This is a genomic window from Arthrobacter zhangbolii (assembly GCF_022869865.1).
Classification (GTDB): domain Bacteria; phylum Actinomycetota; class Actinomycetes; order Actinomycetales; family Micrococcaceae; genus Arthrobacter_B; species Arthrobacter_B zhangbolii.
Map to the genome: position 1 here is coordinate 2270414 of NZ_CP094984.1, position 19481 is coordinate 2289894.

The following is a 19481-nucleotide window of genomic DNA, read 5'->3' on the forward strand; positions in this document are numbered from 1 at the left end:
TCAGTTCCGCCAGAAGCCCCGGGTGTCCACGATCTTTTTGCCCGCGAGCTGCTCGGGGGTGATCTCCCGGAATGCATCGTGATCAACGAGAAGAACGACGACACCAGCCTCCTTGACCGCGGTCTCGCCGCTCACCACACTGATATTCCCCAACCCGGCCAATTCCTCCGGCAGGGGCGTGTTGGCAAAAGCGGTACCGGCCAGGATGCGCAGGGACGGGTTGGCCGCAGCCAGGCGGCGCACAATTTCCGCTGCCGGAGATTCCCGGGTGTCGTCCACATTGGCTTTGAACGCCAGGCCCAGGGCTGCAACGGTGGTGGCGCCTGTTTCCGCCAGGGCTGCCTCAACTGCGGCCACCACGTAGTCCGGCTTTGCATCATTGACTTGACGGGCGGTGCGGATCAGCTTGGCGTTTTCGGGGTCGGCCGCCACGATGAACCAGGGATCAACGGCAATGCAGTGGCCGCCGACGCCGGGACCGGGCTGCAGGATGTTCACGCGAGGATGGTGGTTGGCCAGCTCGATCAGGTTCCACACATCGATGCCGAGGTTGTCGCTGATCACGGAGAGCTCATTGGCGAACGCGATATTGACGTCGCGGTAGGCGTTTTCCACCAGCTTGGCCATTTCCGCGGTGGCGGCGTCGGTGAGGTGAATGCCGCCCTGGCAGAAAGTGCTGTAGAGGGCGGCGGCCGTGGTGGCCGCCGCGGGGGTCAGTCCCCCGATGATGCGGTCATTGGTGACCAGTTCGATCATGATGCGGCCCGGCAGGACCCGCTCGGGGCAGTGTGCAAACATGACGGCTGCTTTGCCGCCGTTCGCATCCGGAGCGAGGTCGGGGCGCAGCCCCAGGATGACCTCAGCCAGGTGTTTGGTGGTACCCGGAGGTGACGTGGATTCCAGGATGACCAGGTTGCCGGCCTTGATGCGCGGGGCGATGTTACGTGCCGCTTGCTCTACGTAGACCAGGTCGGCGGTCTTGTCCTCTTTGAACGGTGTGGGTACCGCCACGATGTAGGCGTCGGCTTCGGGAACGGTAGCCTGGGCGACGAGGTGGCCCTGGCTGACGGCGCCGGCCACATGGATCCCGAGATCGGGTTCCACGAACGGCACGCGGCCTTCGTTCACAGCCTCCACCGTGTACGGATTGACGTCGACGCCGATCACATGCAGGCCCTTGCCCGCAAGGATGGCGGCGGTGGGCAGGCCGATGTAGCCCAGGCCGATGACGGCAACGGTGGCGACGGCCGTTGTGGTCTCGCCGGCGCTATATGTCTGTGTGTTCATTCGGTTCCCCATAGAATCGGAGGTCGCCCGAGGCCAGCAGAGTGGCGTCGTCGACCTTCCATGTATGTCCGCTGGCTTCACGGACCTGGTAGTAATTGAAGCGGTCCGCCGAGTAAATCCGTTTTCCGGCGGCGGCAGCCTGTTTCAAGAAACCCGTGTCCTCGCCCAACCCGAGTGATGGAAAGGGTAGTTCACGGGCAAGAGTACGCCGGGTGACAATGGTCGGTCCCATCACGAAGTCCGTGTAGCGGTGTTCGCGGTGTCCGAAGCGGAGGACGACGGCGTTGGAGCTGCGCAGGTGCATGTAGTGGGCCTGCTTGCCCACCACGTCGGCACCCGAATACTCCAGCGCATAGAGCTGGTCGCTGAGGTAGTGCGGCCCGTAGTGGTCGTCGTCGTCCATCTTCGCCACCACCTCGCCCGACGCGGCCTCGACGCATCGGTTCAGGCACTCCCCCAGTGATACTTCGGTTCCGGCGGAGAGCAGTCGGACCCTTTGCAGTCCGGTGGCCGCGGAAAGCTCCTGCAGGCGTTCGGGCGCCAGGACGAAGCCGTGGGTCAGCAGTACCAGCTCCACGTCCACGTCCTGCTGGGCGGCAATCGTGCGGAAGACGTTCTCCAACTGGTGCGGCCGGATGGTCGGAACCAGGGCGGACACCGTGGGACGGGCCAGGGGAACGGACTTCAGCGGCACGGCTGCTGCCACGATGGTTTCGGCGCGGTGAGCATAAGTATGCCCCGACCAGATCCGGCGCTGGGCGCGGTGAACGGTGCGGTCATTGTATTCGGCGTTGCGGACCAGCCCGGCGCTCAGTGCCGCGGCCGCTTCCCGGGTGGCGGCGACGGGTACTTCGTCGGGCGCAAAGAACCGGGCGACGGCGTCGCTGGGCGTACTGATCACGGGAGTCCCCGCCGCACTGATCTCGAAGATGCGCCGGGCACACATGCTCGGTGAATCAACCACGGAGTTGACGTTCAGGAACACCTTGTAGGCCTTGTACGCGGACAGCATCTGCGCATAGGACAGTGATCCGACCACCCGGGAGTCCAGGGGCGCCGGGAACTGGTAGTTGGCGTCCCCGCCAAGTTTCCGGGAGAAGATCTCCAGGCCGACGGGGAGCTTGGCGTCCATCGCTCCGCCAAGCAGCATATCCATCTGCTGACGGCGTTCGGGATACTTGTGCGCGAAATACATGCCCGCGAAGGCAATGTCCCGGGCGTGCCGTCCGTGTTTGGGGCGTGCAGGGTTGTGGATTGCCGGCTGGGCGGCGAACGGAAGGACACCGATGTTGTTGTGTCCCAGATCCCTGCGGTAGTGCTCCACCCGGCGCACATCGGAAGTGAAGACGTGGTCGAACAGCGCCGCCGCAGGGAGGAAATCCTCGTAGTGCGGCGGGTCTTCCTTGTTCCAGAAGACGGTGGGAATACCCGAACTGCGGGCGAAGGCGAGCAGTTCAGCCAGCTGCGGGGCGGGGCCGTTGGGACCGGCCAGCTTGCCGCGCCAGAGCCTGTTGTTGCCGGCCCAGGCAGACTCCACGAAAATCAGGTCCAGCGTATGCTCCCTCAGCTGCTGCCGCCAGCCGGCCGGGTCCAGCGCCACCGTGTTCCACTCGAAGGCGAAGGCCGCGGCGGAGAACTCGTCGAGGATGACGCCAACCGTCAGGTCGCCGCGCCGGGGCAGACGTCCCGGAACGGTGGCGGCGGGGATCGACAACCGACGCCGTGAACCCCGGCCGATCCAGCCCGCCTCCACGCCGCGGGAATTCGCCGGGTCGGCGAATCCCTGTTCCGCCCGCCGGCGCACGTTCCATTCGCGCAGCTCCGCCGGCCCGCCGGAACGCAGGTGCCAGAGGCCGGTGCGGAAATCCTTCAGCGACGCCATTTACTGCACCTTCGCGCTGCGGCGCCCGGTGGAACGTTCCTGGATCCGGGTGACGGTGAGTGCTTCCATCGCGTCAGTGCGGATTTTGGCTGCACTGATGTTGTTGCCCTTGGACAGGTGCCTCGTGAAGTCCTTATAGGCCTTCACCACGTCCCGCGGTTCGCCGTCCATCAGCAGGTCACCCTTATCCATCCACACCACCCGGGAACACATCTCGGTGATGGTTTCGAGGCTGTGGCTGACCAAGAAGACGCAGCCGGCGTTTTCCCGCAGCTCGTCCATCCGCTTCCGGCTCCGGTCTGCGAATTGCGCGTCGCCGGTGTTCAGGGCCTCATCAATCAGCAGGATCTCGGGGTCGATGCTCGCTGCGATGGCGAAGCGGAGGCGGGAGGACATACCGGAGGAGTAGGAGCGCATGGGCAGGTGGATGGCCTTTTCCAGGCCGGAGAGTTCGACAATCGACTCGTACCGTTCGGCGATCTGGTCATAGGTCAGTCCCATGGCAAGGCAGCCAAGGACAACGTTGTGGTCACCGGGAAGCTCGGGGACGAGGGCCGCATTGACGCCCAGCATGATAGGTGTGCTGGAGGCGTACACAGCGCCGGTGTCCGGATTGGCCTGACCGGCGATGAGTTTCATCAGTGTGCTCTTGCCGGAACCGTTGCGGCCGACAATGCCGATCGATTCGCCCCGGACCGCCACCAGGGACATCGGCTTCAGGGCATTGACTGTCACCAGGTTCGGTTTGCCCGTGATGCGTCGCATCAGGCCACCAATGCCGTTCCGGCTCCCAGGGACGGTTTCGCTCGAGGGCACACGGTACCTCATGCTCACCTCGTCGATCACCACGCAGGGCTCCTCCGCGAGGAACTGGAGGTCTTCAGGCGCGTCCATAGCTCTCCTCCGCCCGCCAGAAATACACGGCCCCTACCGCAAGTGCGCCCAGCGCCCAGCAGCTCAGGATGGCCCACGATTGCCAGGACGGGACCGTCGCATAAAGCAGGCAGTCCCGCACAATATCCAGCACCTGGAACAACGGGTTCAGCTCGAGGATATTGAGCACCACGGGGTCGTCGATAAATCGGTCAAAACTGTAGAAGACGGCGCTGGCGTACATCCACGCCCGCAGCGCGAAGCTCAGGAGGTGCACGACGTCGTTGACCTGGGAAATGATCCGGGCCAGGATCAGACCCACGCCCAGGTTGAAAATCCACTGCAGGGCAAGCGCCGGGATCACCAGCAGCCACCGCCACGTGACGTCCTCCGTGGGTGGGACAAGAAGCACCAGCAGCATCATCACAATCAGCACCGGGATGTTGGCCAGCAGCTCGCGCAAGTTGACGGAAATGGGCAGGGTGGCCCGCGGGAAACTGAAGGCCTGGATCACGGCGCGGTTCTGCTGGATGGACCGTGCGCCGTTGGTGATGGCCCGGGAACTGAACTGGAAAAGGAAAATACCGATCACCAGGTAGCCGATGAAGTTCTCGATCCCGCGGCCGGTGTTCAATAACAGGCCGAAGATCAGGTAGTAGGTCAGACCGTTCAGGATCGGGTTCAGGATCAGCCACGCGCTGCCAAGGCGGTCCCTGCGGTTGCCGCTCTGTACCCGAGATTTGGCATCGTAGGCGATGAAGTGCCGGTAGTTCCAGATCTGGACGAGGTAGTCGACAAATCCGGGGCGGGCGCCGACCCGCTGCAGTCCCCTGAGGTCTACGGAAAGAGGCTGAACCGCCGCCAGCGCGTCCTCATTGGTCCGGGCCATTAGGCTGCACCTGCGAGCGCGCGGTACCACTCCGTGGTCTGCTCTGCGGCTGATCCCCAAGTGCGCGTGGCGAGAACGTGGCTGCGCCCCCTGCTTCCGAGGACGGCGCGGTACGCGGGGTCGGACATCAGGGCATCGATCGCGTCAGCCAGGTGCGCCGGATCGGAGGGCCGGACCAGAAGCCCGTTCTCTGCATGCCGAACCAGCTCGCCCAGCGCCGGCAGGTGGCTGGCTATCACCGGCCGTGAGCAGGCCATGGCCTCCACCGGCTTCAGCGGAGTTACCACTCGTGTCACGTTCAAATCCTTCCGAGGCACCACAAAAACGTCGAGTGCCTGATGGTACAAATGGGCCTGTTCCCGGGGCACCCGGCCCGTGAAGATGACGCGGCCGGTTAGTCCGAGTTCGGCGGTGAGCGCCTTCAACCCCGGCGCGGCCGCACCGTCGCCGACAATGAGGCAGTTAAGGTGCCGGTGCTGGCCAGCGACCAGGCCGAAGGCTGCAATGAGGTCATCGAGCCCCTCATAGTCAACCAGACTGCTGACCGTTCCAATTAATTCCGTGTCTGGATCCAGCCCGAGGGCACGGCGGGCCTCGGCGGGCGGCAGGGGTGTTTCGAGGTATCCCTCCCCCACGGCGTTGGGGAGGAGGCGGATCCGCTCCCGCGGAACTCCGCTGCTGGAGATTTGTTCGGCCATGACGGTTCCGAGCGTGGGCACCAGCGCGGCCCTGCCCATCACGTCCGCTTCCCGTTCGCGGAAGAGCCGGTACCGTTCGCTGCGGCGTGCTTCCTCCGGGCGGGTCGAGGCCCACGTATCTGCGAGCTGGCCGCGGACCTCGTAGATCCAGGGAATACGGAGGGCCTCGGCAACGGCGGCAGTCACCAGTCCGTTGACGAAATGCGTGGTGGTATGCAGAATCGCCGGCCGCGTCTTCAGTGCCAGCGCGAGCGTCAATTCCGCCTGCTGCTGCAGCCGTTGCTGCATGCCAAAGGGTAGCCGCGCAGGCAGCAACCTGTTATAGGTGACGCCGTCAATGCTGTCGATGTCCCGTGCCAGCAGCTTGCCCACCTGCACGGGGTAGCCTGGCCGGGTGACCGCATGGACTGACCAGCCCCGCTCGGACTGTGCCTTCAGGATTGAGTGCGTGCGCTGGGCATAGCCGCTTCCGGTATGCGGGAGGCTGTTGGTGAGAACGTGCAGTACAGTCTCGGGGTTCGGGACGTAGCCCTTCACCGGATCCAGAATCGGCTGCCATCCTTCAAAAACGGCGAGCTCCGAGGCGAGCCGGCGCTGCTGTCTACGCTCCGCCCGGCTCCCGGACTCGAGTACCTCCACAGCACCGGTCATGTCGCCGTCGTACCATCGGCGGCGCGCGAGCGTCCCGGGCAAACCGCGGGTGCCGGGTTCCGCTGCGGTAATGAGCCGGTCAGCCAGGTCCCCGAACCCGGCAGCCGTAGCAACGTCCGCGAAGTGCAGGGCCCGCCGGCCTGCAGCCCCTTCGGATAAGGCCGCGGTAAGCCTGCGTTCGGCGGTTTCCTTTTCACCCCGTACGACGGCGGCCAGCGGTCCCAGGACTGTCCCTGCTGCAACTCTTTCCACTGTGCGTACCAACGGATCCAGCACCCGGCCGGGTATTCGTCGGGACACCTGCAGTCCCAGGACCACCGGGTCATCGCCCAGATGCTCAAGTACGGTGCCCGCCGCTAGGGAGGCATTACGGGCCGCTGTCCGAAACTTCATGCTTGCGGCCGGCCTGCCGCCACGCTGCGCAGCAGATCAGCATAGGCCACCGCCAGTGAATCCACGTCGGCATTGTCCTGTACCCAGTCCCGACCGGATGTACCCGTAAGGAGCCGGCTCCTGTCACCGTGGAGTTCCTTCCACAGCTGGGCTATCGATTCAGGGGAAGACTCCACAACGTCGCCGGCGCCCGATTCCTCGATGATCGAACGTGCCTCGCCGCGAACGACGGCGGTGACGTGCCTGCCTACAGCCAGGACTTCGTAGGTCTTGGAAGGGATGGTGGTTTCAAATGATTTCCAGTCATCGCGGAGGGAGACCACGCAGGTGTCCGCCGCCCGGTAGTACTCCATGACTTCACGCCGCCGGGCCGGGCCATGGAAGCTCACGGGTGCATCGAGTTCCCGCGCCAGCGCCATCAGCTGCCGGCGCTGGACGCCGTGGCCCACCATCGTCAGGTGGACGTAGTCACGGGCCAGCGCAGCGGCCCGGATCACCAGGTCCAGCCGCTGGCTTTCACCGTGGTTGCCGAGGTAGAGCACCTCCAGCCGCTCCCGGTTTTCCGGCGGTGGAGGCAGCAACTCCCGTACCGAAATATCGACGCCGTTAACAACCGTGGCCACGTTCTTCAAACCGCGTTCCCGCAGGGTGGAGGCGAAGCCGTAAGTCACGGTCACCACCAGGTCGGCACGTTCCTGGAACGTGACTACCGCCCGTTCCGTCAGGCTCTTGGCACTTCCCCGGACAATCCGGGCATCGCGGGCAATATCCGGCCATGCATCGCGCATGTCCACGACGAAGGGAACACGTCTCAGCCGGGACAGCAGGTATCCGGCGCCGAGGATGGGGAGACTGGGAACAGTAACAATGACCGCGTCGGGCCGCCGGGTCAGCATGCCGGCCGCTACTGATGCCGCAGCGCTGAAACAGTGGTCCATCAGCCGCCCCAGCCGCGTGGTGCGGTGCCAGAGATAGGGAACCCGCAGGATCCGTTCACCAAACATGCCCACGTCCCAGCGGAACGCACGCCCGGCTTCAGATTTGGGGAGTGTCCGCCGACCGTTTGGTGCGTGGGCAACCGGCGTAATAACTAGAACCTCCCAATCGAGGCTCCGGAAATATCGGTTGAATTGCGTCCAGCGGCGCTGGGGCGGGCTGTGTTCCGGCGTATATGAATGGGTAAGCAACTGAAGCCGCACCGATATTTCCCCCATACCAAAAAGTCGCCGCGTGCTTCACGACAGAAAGACGGAGCCAATTCTACTCCTCGGTTTTACCTGTCCGGACCGGAACCGCCGGGCCCGATCCTCGAAGTTTCAGATAATACAGCGCTCCCGCTCCAATGAGGAGAACAACGACGCCACCCCTCATCGCCCATCCGTTTCCGCCGCGGGAATTTGCAACCTCGGCTGAAAGCCCCGTAGCGCTGGGTGAGGCGGTAGGGCCAACCGCAGCGGTGGCACTGGGTGAGGACGAGGGTGAAGTGGAAGCTGTCGGTGTGGCCGACGGGGTGGGAGTGGGCGAGGGCTCTGCGCTGGGGTCGCGGGCTTCTCCGGTCTCCGGGTCCCATATCAGGCCGGTGTACTCCCAGGTCGTGGGGTTGACCAGGTTACCGGTAACCGGCTCAATCAAGTAGCCGGTGCCCGGGTGGATGAGGTAACCGGTGGAGGTATCCACTTGATAGCCGGTCACGGGATCCGTTCCGCGGGGCGCCGGAGCCTGCTCCGACGGAGCCGAAGGGTTCACAGGAGCGGGTTCGGGGTTACCAGGATTTGGGGCTGGCTGCTGAGCCGGTGGCACAGGCGTGGCCGGCTGGGGTGCAGGCTTCGTCATGGGAGGGGGATCGACCGGCTGTTGGCCGCCCTCATCCGGCGTTTCCGGAGAAGGGACCACCGGCTCGGAGGGAGGTTGCTCCGACCCCGTTGCCGAAGCCGGGCCGGCTCCAAGGAGACCGGCGATGATCACCGCCGCCCATACTGCCGCAACACCTTCCCTGCGCTTTCCCATGGTTTTTAGTTCCGGTTCTCGATGGTCTCCAGGTATCCCGCCATGTCATCTGCATCCAGAGCGGCCGCTATGTCAGCAATGGCATCGGTATCCGGAACAATGATCGACTGGCCGTCTGCCGAGGTGCCCACCCCGGAATTGGGCAGCGTAAACATGGTGATGTCGGAGGACCTGACGTTCCGCAGGCTGAAGCCGAGTGAACCCGCCGCAACGGAATCCAGGTCTTCATCCACGCTGAGATACGGCGAAATCTGGCCGACAATATTGCTGATCTTCACGGGATCGGTCAGCGTTCCCTTATTCAGGACCCCGGAGATCACTCCCCGCAGGAATACCTGCTGGTTGCGCACGCGCTGGTAGTCTCCGTCTGCAAAGGCGTACCGCTCACGGACAAATTTCAACGCCGATTCGCCCTGCAGACTAATGCTTCCGGCCTCAAAGTACTCGCCCTCTGCACCGGAAGACGTGAAGGCAACGTTGTTGCTCACGGTGACACCGCCCAGGGCATCCGTCAGGCCTTTAAATCCTTCAAAATCGATGATGGCCACGTGGTCGACAGGAACATCGAACAAATCCTGCACGGTCTCGACAGTCAGGGCAACACCGCCCAGCGCCATTGCCGCATTGATCTTGTGCTCTCCCTGCCCCGGGATATCCACCCAGGTGTCGCGCATGATGGACATGACGTAGACCCCGCTGCGGTCACCGGGGATATGGACCAGCATCATGGTGTCACTGCGGGCATTGTCCGAGTCCGGGTTCCGGGTATCGCTGCCGATCAGGAGAATGTTCCGGGACTCGCCGGCAGCGGGATCCCTGTCCGGCGCGTTCGCAGGCAAGGCGTTCGCGATGGTACTTGTACCCTTGTCGAAGGTCCGGGCAAGGTGCCAGACATAACCTCCGGCAGCCAGCCCCGCTGCCAGGACAATGGTGACCATAATAATCAACGTGGTCCGGACAGGACGGGATTTCCGCCCTTGGGCACGCCGGGAGACGCGGCCCTCCTCGGCAAACAGGTTCTCGCTCAACTATGGTCCTCACTCGGTTGGGGCGGTTGGGGCGGTTTGAGTCTATACGGCGTCCCCCTCCTCCGATTCCATCGGTTCAGGGCGCGCCGGATACGCTTGTTCCATGAAGCTCTACCGTTTATCCGCGGCCTTCCTGCTGGCCGCCGTCGCCGTCGCCGTCGCAGGCTGCACCCCGGCGGCCGATGTCGATTCCGCACCGGACGCGGCAAATCCGGAGTGTGCTGCCGTGATGGTTGCCTTGCCGGGGGAAATGGCCGGGTACGAGCTAAGGGACACTGACAGCCAGGCGACGGCAGCATGGGGCAGCCCCTCCAAGGCCATCCTGCGCTGCGGAGTTCCTGTGCCTGGTCCCACGACTGACCAATGCGCCACAGTCAACGGTGTGGACTGGATACTCCGTGAGGGTGAGGAAACCTGGACGGCCACTACCTACGGCCGGGATCCCGCTGTGGAAGTGATTTTCAACCCGAATGAAGTTGCCTCGTCGACGGTGCTGGTTCAGCTGCAGAACGCTGTATCCAATATCGAGCCCACTAGGGAGTGTCTCAGCCCCGAAGACACGCTGGAGCTGGAAGGCAGTTAGTTCCTCACCCGGGGTTAGCGGGCCGACGCCGCTGCGGGCAGATATCCTCCCAGATTGTCCACCGCAAGAGCAGCGGATATGTCCTCCACTGCCGTCGGGTCCGGGACCGCAGCCAGGATTCCCCCAGCAGATCCTCCCTGACCTTCGACAGGCAGCGTGTACATGTGCACGTCCGCGGGCCTGATCTGTCTCAGGCTGAATGCCAGAGTCCCTGCCTCCTTCGAATCGAAGTTCTCATCCACGCTGAGGTAGGGGGATATTTCGTTGACAACCCCGCCGACTGTTCTCGGGTTGGTGAGCGTCTCGCGGTCCAGGAGTCCGGAAAGGATACCGGCAAGCAGGGCCTGTTCATTCCTCATCCGCCAGGGTGCGCTATCGAAGCCTTGCTGTTGCCGGCTACGGACGTAGTTGAGCGCTGATTCCCCTTGGACCGTAATCCGCCCCGCAGCGAAGAACTCGCCGTCAACTCCGTCGGAGCGGAAGGGTTCATCGTTATGCAATGTGACCCCTCCCAGCGCAGTGGTCAGGCCTCGCAGGCCTTCGAAGTCGACGACGGCTACGTGGTCAATGGGAACGTTGAACAGGTTCTGCACCGTCTCTACAGTTAGGGAAACGCCGCCAAGCGTCATGGCTGAGTCAATGGGCCGGCTGCCGTGGCCCGGTACGTCCACCAACGTGTGGGGCAGGATCGACAGCACATAGACACCGCTGCGGTCCCCGGGAAGATGCAGCAGCATCATCATGTCCGGTGTGGCATCCCCGCTGGCCGGGTTCCGCGTGTCGCTGCCCATCAGGAGAATGTTCCGGGCGTTCTCTGCGGCTTCTGTCCGGGGTGGTTTATCCACCGGAAGCGCCCCGGCGATGGTGGTCCTGCCCTCATCGTAGGCAGTGCCCAGGTACCAGAGGAATCCTCCGGCGGCGACAGCTACGGCCAGCACCACACCCAGCATTGCCAGGGCGGTATTGCGGATACGCTTCCTTCGCAGGCCCATCCGCCGGCGCCCGTGTTCCGGAGGGGGCGGCGTGGTTTCCGGTGAAAGGCGCTTGCGCATGCCGGGTCCTTGCATCATGTCCGGTCCTCGCATCATGTCCGCGGTCAGTCCTAGAGGCCTGAGTGTAACCGTGCGGGGACTGCCGGACAGAGGAACCTGCAGCGGGAGGAATACCCTAAAAGACCGGAGCCCTACGCGCTCCGGAGCCGGTCTTAGCGCAGCCCGGTGGGCCGAGCAAGTGCCAGCGAAATAAGTTCGTCGATCAGCTCGGTGTACGGCAGCCCGGATTTGGCCCACATCTGCGGATACATGCTGATGGGAGTGAACCCGGGCATGGTGTTGATCTCGTTGATGATCAGCTCGCCGCCGGGGGTATAGAAGAAGTCCACGCGGGAGAGTCCTTCGCCGCCCACGGCGTCGAAGGCGACTCCTGCCAGCCGGCGGACCTGTGCGGAAATGTCCGGCGGCAGATCGGCCGGGCAGCTCAGCTCCGCCGCAGTCCCGTCAACGTACTTGGCTTCGAAGTCATACCACTCGTGTCCGCCGTCCTGGACGGCGATCTCGCCGGGCTGGCTGGTGCGCGGATCTTCCGTCCCGCGGCCCTGGAGGACAGCAACCTCGATTTCGCGGCCGACTATCCCGGCTTCTACGACAACTTTGGGATCGTGCAGGCGGGCGGTTTCAATGGCCGCCGGCAGCTGCGCCGGATCCGTCACCCGCGTGATGCCCATGGAGGATCCCGCCCGGGCCGGCTTCACGAACAGCGGGAAGGCCAGAGAGCCTGCACGGTCAAGACAGGCCTGCGGATCCCGCAGCCACTGCCGGTCGGTGATGACTTCGTAGGGTCCCACCGCCAGGCCGGCCGATTCAAAGACAACCTTCATGTAGTGCTTGTCCATCCCCACCGCGGAGGCCAGCACGCCGGCTCCCACGTACCGCACGTCAGCCATTTCGAGCAGTCCCTGCAGGGTACCGTCCTCGCCGAACGGTCCGTGCAGCAGCGGCAGCACAACGTCGATCCGGCCCAGGCTGCGCGGCAGGCTGCCGGGGGCGTGGGCCACCAGTTCACGGCTGTTGTCCTGGGATGAGAGCACCACCGATTCCTCGGACGCAGGAACTTCGGGCAGGGTTGCGGAGCGCAGGGACCACTGCGCAGGATCAGCCGAGACGAGGCTCCACTGCCCGTTTTTCGCAATGCCGATGGGAACGACGTCGTACTTGGCGGTATCGATGGCCTGCAGCACTCCCGCTGCAGTCACGCAGCTGACCGAGTGTTCGCTGGAGCGGCCGCCGAAGAGCACGGCTACGCGCGGCCGGTTTGAAGCGCCGGCCGGAGCGGCAGCAGATGGGAATTCAACACTCACTGGGCGGACACACCTTCGGATTTCAGTTCGCGGGCCAGCAGCCGCGGGCCCAGTTCATCCACACTAATTGCGCCCTGCAGTACGGCGACTACGTTTTCGGTAATGGGCATGTAGACGCCCAGCTGGGTAGCGCGGTCCAGGACGGCCTGGGCTGATTTGATGCCTTCTGCGGTCTGCGTCATGGACGCGTTGACCTCGTTGAGGCTCAGGCCCTGGGCCAGCAGGGTCCCCGCAGTGTGGTTACGGGAGAGCGGCGAGGAGCAGGTGGCAATCAGGTCACCCATGCCGGCCAGGCCGGACATGGTTTCAGCGCTGCCGCCCAATGCCAGTGCCAGCCGGGTGGTCTCGGCCAGTCCCCGCGTCATCACCGACGCCTTGGTGTTGTCACCCATTTTTTTGCCGTCACAGATGCCGACGGCCAGGGCGATCACGTTCTTGACGATGCCGCCGATCTCCGTCCCCACGACGTCGGTGTTGGTGTACGGCCGGAAGTAGGGGGCGGTGCAGGCTTCGGCAATCCATCCGGCGGTGTCCAGGTCCGTGCAGGCCACCACGGAGGCAGTGGGCTCCTGGCGGGCGATTTCCATGGCCAGGTTGGGGCCTGAAACCACCGCAATCCGGTCTGCCGGCATACCGAGTTCCTCGGCGATTACCTGGCTCATCCGGGCATCGGTGCCCCGCTCCAGCCCCTTCATCAGGGATACAACGACGGCGTCATCCGGAATCAGGCCGGCAACGTCCCGCAGCTGGGCACGCAGGGACTGTGCCGGGACGGCGAGGACCACCAGATCGGCGCCGGTGAGCACCTCCGCCAGATCGGTAGAGGCACGCAGGTTCTCCGGAAGGACGGTGTCCTTCAGGTACTGGGTGTTGCGGTGGCGGCCGTTGATGTCCTGGGCCACTTCGGGGCGGCGGGCCCACAGCCGTACGTCAGTGCCGCGGCGGGCACCGGAATCTGCGGCAATCTTGGCGAAAGCCGTACCCCAGCTTCCTGCGCCCAGGACGGCGACAACGGCGGGGTGTTCACTGCGGGCGGTCACTTTGGAGCCTCCGGTTTGATGTGTGTGGTTGGTGTGCCGGAGACGTTGCCGCCGGTCTCGAAAGACCGGCCGATCTGCCGCTGGCCGTTTGCCACCGGATCCCAGCGGGCCTTGGGCGGCTCGGCTCCGCGAAGTTTGGAGACCATGTCGGTCAGGTCCGACATGATCCGGTCGGTGGCTGCGTCCAGGACGGCCTTACTCAGCGGCTGGTCCGCGAAGTCGGACAGGTCCACCGGCTCGCCCACCACCAGCTGTACGTGTTTACGCGGGAAGAGTGAGGGACGCTTGGCATAGCGCGGAAGCAGTTCCTGGTCTCCCCAATGGGCGATGGGGATTACCGGTACCCCGGTGGTGAGGGCAAGCCGTGCCGCACCGGTCCGGCCTTTCATGGGCCAGAGATCCGGATCGCGGGTCAGGGTGCCTTCGGGGTAGATCACCAGGGCGCGCCCGGCCGCCAGGGCCTCTCGGGCAGCGTCCAGGGACCCGGCTGCACCAGCGGTCACGCGTTCCACCGGAACCTGGTTCGTGGACGAGAGCGCAGGCCCCAGCACGGGGACCTTGAACAGCGACGCCTTGGCCAGGAAGTGCGGCGGGTGGCCCTGGTTGTAGAGGAAATGCCCCACCACCACCGGATCGATTTCAGTCACATGGTTCGGGCAGACAATAAACCCGGTGTCCTTGGGAAGGTTCTCCGCGCCGTGCCACTGCTTTCTGAGGAAGACATTAAACACCGGGCGCAGGGTCCCGGCGAGCAGCGCGAAGACCACCCGTGACCTTCTCGATTCCTTCATGGCGTCAGGCTACCGGAGTCCGGCGGATACGCCGGAAGCCACGTCAAAGTCAGCGCCGAGTCCCTCCAGCTTGCCCTGGAAGTGTTCGTAGCCGCGGTTGATGAGCTCGATCCCGGTGACACGGGACGTGCCCTCGGCTGCCAGCGCGGCTATCAGGTGGCTGAAGCCACCGCGCAGGTCCGGGATGTCGATTTCCGCACCGCGCAGCTGCACGGAGCCTGCGATGACCGCCGAGTGCAGGAAGTTCCGCTGCCCGAAACGGCATGGGACGCTGCCCAGGCATTCACGGTGCACCTGGATATTGGCACCCATGCGGACCAGGGCGTCGGTGAAGCCGAAGCGGTTCTCGTACACAGTCTCGTGCACGATGGAGACGCCCTCCGCCTGGGTCAGCGCCACGACAAGCGGCTGCTGCCAGTCGGTCATAAAGCCCGGGTGGACGTCGGTTTCCAGCACCAGCGGGTTCAGCGCGCCGCCGGGGTGGTAGAAGCGGATGCCGCCGTCGTCGACGTCGAACGCCCCGCCGATCTTCCGGTAGGTGTTCAGGAACGCGGTGAGGTCCTTCTGGTCCGCGCCTTCTACGTAGATGTCTCCCTTGGTGACCAGGGCCGCCGAGGCCCAGGACGCGGCCTCGTTGCGGTCGGGAAGGGCACGGTGGTTGTACCCCGTCAGCTCTGCGACACCTTCAATGCGGATGACCCTGTCCGTCTGCACGGAGATGATGGCGCCCATCTTCTGCAGGATGGCGATCAGGTCAAGGATTTCCGGCTCCACGGCTGCGCCGCGCAGCTCGGTGATTCCCACAGCCTTCACGGCCGTCAGGAGAACCTGTTCGGTGGCGCCGACGCTCGGGTAGGGCAGTTCCAGTTTGGCACCGGTCAGGCCCTTGGGCGCGGAGATGGAAATGCCGCCGGGGCGCTTTTCCACCACGGCACCGAAGTTGCGGAGCATCTGCAGGTGATAGTCAATGGGGCGGTCGCCGATTTTGCAGCCGCCCAGGTCCGGGATGAATGCCTCGCCCAAGCTGTGCATCAGGGGTCCGCAGAGCAGGATCGGAATACGGGAGTCCCCGGCGTGGGCGTCGATGTCCTTGGATGCCGCCGTCTTGGCGTTCTTCGGATCCATGGTGAGGTCACCGGTGACGGGGTCCTTGGAGACCTCCACGCCGTGCAGCTTCAGCAGCGATGTGACAACCTCGACGTCCTTGATTTCCGGAACGTTGCGCAGCAGGGAAGGGCCGTTGCCGAGCAGGGCGGCAACCATCGCCTTGGGGACAAGATTCTTCGCCCCGCGGACCGGCACCTTTCCGGAGAGAGGAACCCCGCCTCGGATCGTAAGGACGCTACCCATGAACACCTGATTTCTTAACTAGATTGGCCCCGAACGCAATAAGAGACTGCAACCAAGCATAGGAGGAAGCGCCTACTTACTGAAATGACTCCGCTCCCCGACGGGGGCCGTGCCGGGGTGATTCCGGTCATGGCTGGCGGAGTGGAAAGCAGATAGGCCCCGCCGTCGCGGGGCCTATCGATTGTATCGAGATCCGGGGACGCCCACGAAACCGGGCGGGGCGCAAATCAGCAGTACCCTGCTGAACAGTTAGCCGGGAAAAACGCCCTGGTAAAGGGCAGGAAGCGTGGTCGGCTTGTAGGACGGGCGCTGCGCTTCGAAGCTGGTGATTTCCGACTCATGCCGCAGGGTCAGCGCGATGTCGTCCAGGCCTTCGAGCAGCCGCCAGCGCGTGTACTCGTCAATGTCGAACGGCGCGTTGACGCTGCCGCAGACCACGGTGCGGGCCTGCAGGTCAACGGTGACTTCCGTGCCCGGCGCCTCCTCCAGCACCTTCCAAATGAGCTCAATGTCATCCTGGGCCACTTGGGCGGCCACCAGGCCCTGTTTGCCGGAGTTGCCGCGGAAGATATCGGCGAACCGGGAGGAGAGGACGGCGCGGAACCCGTAGTCCTTCAAAGCCCATACGGCATGCTCGCGGGAGGAGCCGGTACCGAAATCCGGTCCGGCCACCAGCACCGAGCCGCGGCTGTAGGGCTCCTGGTTGAGGATGAATTCCTCGTTCTTCCGCCAGCCGGCAAAGAGGGCGTCTTCGAAGCCTGTCCGGGTGATCCGCTTGAGGTAGACGGCGGGGATGATCTGGTCCGTGTCCACGTTGCTCTGGCGCAGCGGAACACCTATGCCGGTGTGTGTGGTGATCTTTTCCATAACAGGTTCTCCTATGCAGCGCTGACGGCGTCGACGGCGGCACCCGGCAGCGGGTCCAGGTCAGAGGGCGAGCTGAGGGTTCCGCGGACGGCCGTGGCGGCTGCCACCACCGGCGAGACCAGGTGGGTCCGCCCGCCCTTGCCCTGACGGCCTTCAAAGTTCCGGTTGGACGTGGAGGCGCAGCGCTCCCCCGGCTCCAGCTGATCCGGGTTCATGCCCAGGCACATGGAGCACCCGGCGAAACGCCATTCCGCGCCGAATTCCTTGAACACCCGGTCCAGGCCTTCGGCCTCCGCCTCCAGCCGCACCCGCGCAGAGCCGGGCACCACCATCATGCGGATATCCGGATCCTTCTGCCGGCCGCGGATAATGTCGGCGGCAATGCGCAGGTCCTCAATGCGGCTGTTGGTGCAGGACCCCAGGAAGACAGTGTCCACCCGGATCTCCTTCATGGGCGTACCGGCAGCCAGGTCCATGTAGGTCAGGGCCCGTTCGGCCGCGGCACGGGCGTTTTCATCCGCGAAGTCCTCCGGGGCAGGCACGGCGTCGGAGAGTGAGACGCCCTGCCCCGGGTTTGTTCCCCACGTGACGAAGGGCTCCAGCTCATCGGCGTCCAGGAACACCTCGGCGTCGAACTGTGCGTCTTCATCCGTTGCCAGGGACCTCCAGTGCTCGACGGCGGCGTCCCAGTCCCGGCCCTGCGGTGCGTGCGGACGTCCTTTGAGGTAGGCGAAGGTGGTGTCATCCGGCGCCACCATACCGGCGCGGGCACCGGCCTCGATGGACATGTTGCAGATGGTCATCCGTGCTTCCATGGACAGCGAGCGGATAGCAGAGCCGCGGTATTCCAGCACGTAGCCCTGGCCGCCGCCGGTGCCGATCTTGGCGATCACGGCAAGGATGATGTCCTTCGAGGTCACCCCGGGACGCAGAGTCCCCTCCACGTTGATGGCCATGGTCTTGAACGGCTTCAGGGACAGTGTCTGGGTGGCCATGACGTGTTCCACTTCAGAGGTTCCAATGCCCATTGCCAGAGCGCCGAAGGCTCCGTGCGTGGAGGTGTGCGAGTCTCCGCAGACCACCGTCAGCCCGGGCTGCGTCAGGCCCAGCTGGGGGCCGACCACGTGCACAATGCCCTGCTCGGCGTCGCCGAGGGGATGCAGCCTGACTCCGAACTCGGCGCAGTTGGCCCGCAGCGTTTCAATCTGAGTGCGGCTCACCGGGTCTGCGATCGGCTTGTCGATGGCCAGCGTGGGCGTGTTGTGGTCCTCGGTGGCGATGGTCAGGTCCGGGCGGCGCAGCCCCCTGCCGGCCAGGCGCAGCCCTTCAAAGGCCTGCGGGGAGGTCACCTCATGGATAAGGTGCAGGTCAATGTACAGAAGGTCGGGGGCGCCGTCCTCACCCTTGTGCACTACGTGCTCATCCCAGACTTTCTGTGCAAGCGTCCTGCCTGCTACATGCTCAGCCATGCCGGTACCCCTCGTTGAGATCTTGTGCTGCGTTCCTTAAGGGAACCAGCCCGCGGAGCCGGCGGTCCAGCTTTTCAACTTGCATCTCAGATAGTGAGACGGCAGTATCAGTGTATGGACACTGCAAGCGGGGTAGGCGTTATCGACAAGGCGGCAATGGTGCTGGATGCACTTGAAGCGGGACCGACCACCCTTGCACAGCTGGTGTCTGCCACCGGGCTTGCCCGCCCCACCGTGCACCGGCTGGCATTGGCGCTGGTCCACCACCGTCTGGTGGGACGCGATATCCAGGGCCGCTTTGTCCTGGGCGGACGCCTCGTGGAGCTGGCCTCCGCCGCCGGAGAGGACCGGCTCATCGCCTCCGCCGGGCCCGTATTGCTGCAGCTGCGCGATATCACCGGCGAAAGCTCTCAGGTATTCCGCCGGCAGGGTGAATGGCGGGTGTGTGTCGCCTCAGCAGAGCGGCCCATCGGCCTCCGCGACACCATCCCCGTGGGCACCCAGCTCTCCATGAAGGCCGGCTCGGCCGCCCAGTGCCTGCTGGCGTGGGAGGACCACGACCGCCTGCTGGAGGGGCTGCACAATGCCCGCTTCACCCCCACCGTGCTGGCCGGCGTGCGGCGCCGCGGGTGGGCCCAGAGCCTGGGCGAACGCGAACCCGGCGTTGCCTCGGTTTCGGCTCCCGTGCGTGGACCGTCCGGCCGGGTGATCGCCGCTGTGTCGATTTCCGGCCCGATCGAACGCCTGACCCGCCAGCCCGGACGTATCCACGCCGAAGTGGTAGCCAAGGCCGGCGCCCAGCTCACCGAGGCGCTGCGCAAGAACGCGGACTAGGCCTATTCTGGGAGCCTCCAATGCACGGGAGGCACCATGAAGCGGATGCGTGTGCTGTGGAACATTGTCCGGGTGACCAACGCGGATTACGTGCTCTACGGCTTCCTGATTGCCCTTGGCACCGCGGCTTTGTTGCTGCCCCGGTTCGAGCCCGGCATTCCGGATTTCGGGGACAGCCTCTGGTACCTCTTCAGTTCCTTTACCACCATCGGGTTCGGAGACTATGTAGCGGTCACCTTTGCCGGCCGGCTGATAACCGTAGTGGTGGCGCTCTACGGCATCCTGGTGGTCGCCCTGCTGACCGGCATCATTGTGGGCTTCTACAATGAACTGCTCCGAATCCGCTCCCGAACCTCGCTGAACGATCTCGTGGATGAGCTTGAGCACCTCCCGGACCTGTCCCGGGACGAGCTGGAATCCCTGGCCCGACGTATCCGGGAGCGGCATATCCTGCGCTGACCGGCTGGATCAGTTTGGCCCGGA

At 64.6% G+C, this 19481-nt stretch carries 17 protein-coding genes; 3 read left to right on the top strand and 14 right to left on the bottom strand.

Annotated features, from left to right (window positions below; translation table 11 throughout):
- From wecC to MUK71_RS10585, 7 genes are all read right to left on the bottom strand, one after another.
- Positions 1–1287 (bottom strand): UDP-N-acetyl-D-mannosamine dehydrogenase, encoded by a 1287-nt coding sequence (gene wecC, locus MUK71_RS10555; RefSeq protein ID WP_227927615.1) that lies wholly within the window; start codon positions 1285–1287, stop codon positions 1–3.
- On the bottom strand, positions 1268–3169 hold the full coding sequence (locus MUK71_RS10560) for a glycosyltransferase family protein (protein ID WP_227927614.1): 1902 nt from the start codon (positions 3167–3169) through the stop codon (positions 1268–1270). The genes wecC and MUK71_RS10560 overlap by 20 nt, the downstream gene beginning before the upstream one ends.
- Positions 3170–4063 (bottom strand): ABC transporter ATP-binding protein, encoded by an 894-nt coding sequence (locus MUK71_RS10565; protein WP_227927613.1) that lies wholly within the window; start codon positions 4061–4063, stop codon positions 3170–3172. It lies immediately after the preceding gene.
- Positions 4050–4931, bottom strand: coding sequence for an ABC transporter permease (locus MUK71_RS10570; protein WP_227927612.1), 882 nt, complete (start codon positions 4929–4931; stop codon positions 4050–4052). The genes MUK71_RS10565 and MUK71_RS10570 overlap by 14 nt, the downstream gene beginning before the upstream one ends.
- On the bottom strand, positions 4931–6673 hold the full coding sequence (locus MUK71_RS10575; protein WP_227927611.1) for a glycosyltransferase family 4 protein: 1743 nt from the start codon (positions 6671–6673) through the stop codon (positions 4931–4933). The genes MUK71_RS10570 and MUK71_RS10575 overlap by 1 nt, the downstream gene beginning before the upstream one ends.
- Positions 6670–7887: a glycosyltransferase family 4 protein gene (locus MUK71_RS10580; RefSeq protein WP_227927610.1), complete on the bottom strand. Its 1218-nt coding sequence runs from the start codon at positions 7885–7887 to the stop codon at positions 6670–6672. Before MUK71_RS10580 ends, MUK71_RS10575 begins: the two co-directional genes overlap by 4 nt.
- Before the next feature lie 798 nt (positions 7888–8685).
- A complete protein-coding gene (locus MUK71_RS10585) occupies positions 8686–9708 on the bottom strand; it encodes an LCP family protein (protein WP_227927608.1) in 1023 nt (340 codons plus the stop codon).
- Between the two features lie 103 nt (positions 9709–9811).
- Between MUK71_RS10585 and MUK71_RS10590 the strand changes: the two genes are divergently transcribed.
- Entirely contained in the window at positions 9812–10291 is a 480-nt protein-coding gene (locus MUK71_RS10590) for a DUF3515 domain-containing protein (protein ID WP_227927607.1), read from the top strand.
- A gap of 14 nt (positions 10292–10305) precedes the next feature.
- Here MUK71_RS10590 and MUK71_RS10595 read toward each other — a convergent pair whose 3' ends face one another.
- From MUK71_RS10595 to leuC, 7 genes are all read right to left on the bottom strand, one after another.
- Positions 10306–11361 (bottom strand): LCP family protein, encoded by a 1056-nt coding sequence (locus tag MUK71_RS10595; RefSeq protein ID WP_227927606.1) that lies wholly within the window; start codon positions 11359–11361, stop codon positions 10306–10308.
- 134 nt (positions 11362–11495) lie between these two features.
- Positions 11496–12647 carry a D-alanine--D-alanine ligase family protein gene (locus MUK71_RS10600; RefSeq protein ID WP_227927605.1) on the bottom strand — a complete coding sequence of 384 codons (1152 nt, stop codon included), beginning with the start codon at positions 12645–12647 and terminating at the stop codon, positions 11496–11498.
- Complete coding sequence (locus MUK71_RS10605; protein WP_227927604.1) at positions 12644–13687, bottom strand: NAD(P)H-dependent glycerol-3-phosphate dehydrogenase; 1044 nt, start codon at positions 13685–13687, stop codon at positions 12644–12646. Before MUK71_RS10605 ends, MUK71_RS10600 begins: the two co-directional genes overlap by 4 nt.
- Positions 13684–14478 carry a lysophospholipid acyltransferase family protein gene (locus MUK71_RS10610; protein WP_227927603.1) on the bottom strand — a complete coding sequence of 265 codons (795 nt, stop codon included), beginning with the start codon at positions 14476–14478 and terminating at the stop codon, positions 13684–13686. Before MUK71_RS10610 ends, MUK71_RS10605 begins: the two co-directional genes overlap by 4 nt.
- A gap of 9 nt (positions 14479–14487) precedes the next feature.
- Entirely contained in the window at positions 14488–15828 is a 1341-nt protein-coding gene (gene murA, locus MUK71_RS10615) for a UDP-N-acetylglucosamine 1-carboxyvinyltransferase (protein WP_227901429.1), read from the bottom strand.
- A 249-nt stretch (positions 15829–16077) separates the two neighbouring features.
- Positions 16078–16695: a 3-isopropylmalate dehydratase small subunit gene (leuD, locus tag MUK71_RS10620; protein ID WP_227927602.1), complete on the bottom strand. Its 618-nt coding sequence runs from the start codon at positions 16693–16695 to the stop codon at positions 16078–16080.
- Between the two features lie 11 nt (positions 16696–16706).
- Positions 16707–18164 carry a 3-isopropylmalate dehydratase large subunit gene (gene leuC, locus MUK71_RS10625; RefSeq protein ID WP_227927601.1) on the bottom strand — a complete coding sequence of 486 codons (1458 nt, stop codon included), beginning with the start codon at positions 18162–18164 and terminating at the stop codon, positions 16707–16709.
- Positions 18165–18278: 114 nt separating this feature from the next.
- Between leuC and MUK71_RS10630 the strand changes: the two genes are divergently transcribed.
- The gene (locus MUK71_RS10630) at positions 18279–18998 is read left to right on the top strand and encodes an IclR family transcriptional regulator (protein ID WP_227901426.1); all 720 of its coding nucleotides are present in this window, start codon (positions 18279–18281) and stop codon (positions 18996–18998) included.
- Positions 18999–19034: 36 nt separating this feature from the next.
- Positions 19035–19457 (top strand): potassium channel family protein, encoded by a 423-nt coding sequence (locus MUK71_RS10635; RefSeq protein WP_227927600.1) that lies wholly within the window; start codon positions 19035–19037, stop codon positions 19455–19457.
- Positions 19458–19481 lie beyond the last annotated feature (24 nt).

Excerpts from the sequence above, each read along its gene's own strand:
- wecC (WP_227927615.1), bottom strand. The coding sequence starts at position 1,287 with ATGAACACACAGACATATAGCGCCGGCGAGACCACAACGGCCGTCGCC.
- MUK71_RS10560 (WP_227927614.1), bottom strand. The coding sequence starts at position 3,169 with ATGGCGTCGCTGAAGGATTTCCGCACCGGCCTCTGGCACCTGCGTTCC.
- MUK71_RS10565 (WP_227927613.1), bottom strand. The coding sequence starts at position 4,063 with ATGGACGCGCCTGAAGACCTCCAGTTCCTCGCGGAGGAGCCCTGCGTG.
- MUK71_RS10570 (WP_227927612.1), bottom strand. The coding sequence starts at position 4,931 with ATGGCCCGGACCAATGAGGACGCGCTGGCGGCGGTTCAGCCTCTTTCC.
- MUK71_RS10575 (WP_227927611.1), bottom strand. The coding sequence starts at position 6,673 with ATGAAGTTTCGGACAGCGGCCCGTAATGCCTCCCTAGCGGCGGGCACC.
- MUK71_RS10580 (WP_227927610.1), bottom strand. The coding sequence starts at position 7,887 with ATGGGGGAAATATCGGTGCGGCTTCAGTTGCTTACCCATTCATATACG.
- MUK71_RS10590 (WP_227927607.1), top strand. The coding sequence starts at position 9,812 with ATGAAGCTCTACCGTTTATCCGCGGCCTTCCTGCTGGCCGCCGTCGCC.
- MUK71_RS10595 (WP_227927606.1), bottom strand. The coding sequence starts at position 11,361 with ATGATGCAAGGACCCGGCATGCGCAAGCGCCTTTCACCGGAAACCACG.
- MUK71_RS10610 (WP_227927603.1), bottom strand. The coding sequence starts at position 14,478 with ATGAAGGAATCGAGAAGGTCACGGGTGGTCTTCGCGCTGCTCGCCGGG.
- murA (WP_227901429.1), bottom strand. The coding sequence starts at position 15,828 with ATGGGTAGCGTCCTTACGATCCGAGGCGGGGTTCCTCTCTCCGGAAAG.
- leuD (WP_227927602.1), bottom strand. The coding sequence starts at position 16,695 with ATGGAAAAGATCACCACACACACCGGCATAGGTGTTCCGCTGCGCCAG.
- leuC (WP_227927601.1), bottom strand. The coding sequence starts at position 18,164 with ATGGCTGAGCATGTAGCAGGCAGGACGCTTGCACAGAAAGTCTGGGAT.
- MUK71_RS10630 (WP_227901426.1), top strand. The coding sequence starts at position 18,279 with ATGGACACTGCAAGCGGGGTAGGCGTTATCGACAAGGCGGCAATGGTG.
- MUK71_RS10635 (WP_227927600.1), top strand. The coding sequence starts at position 19,035 with ATGAAGCGGATGCGTGTGCTGTGGAACATTGTCCGGGTGACCAACGCG.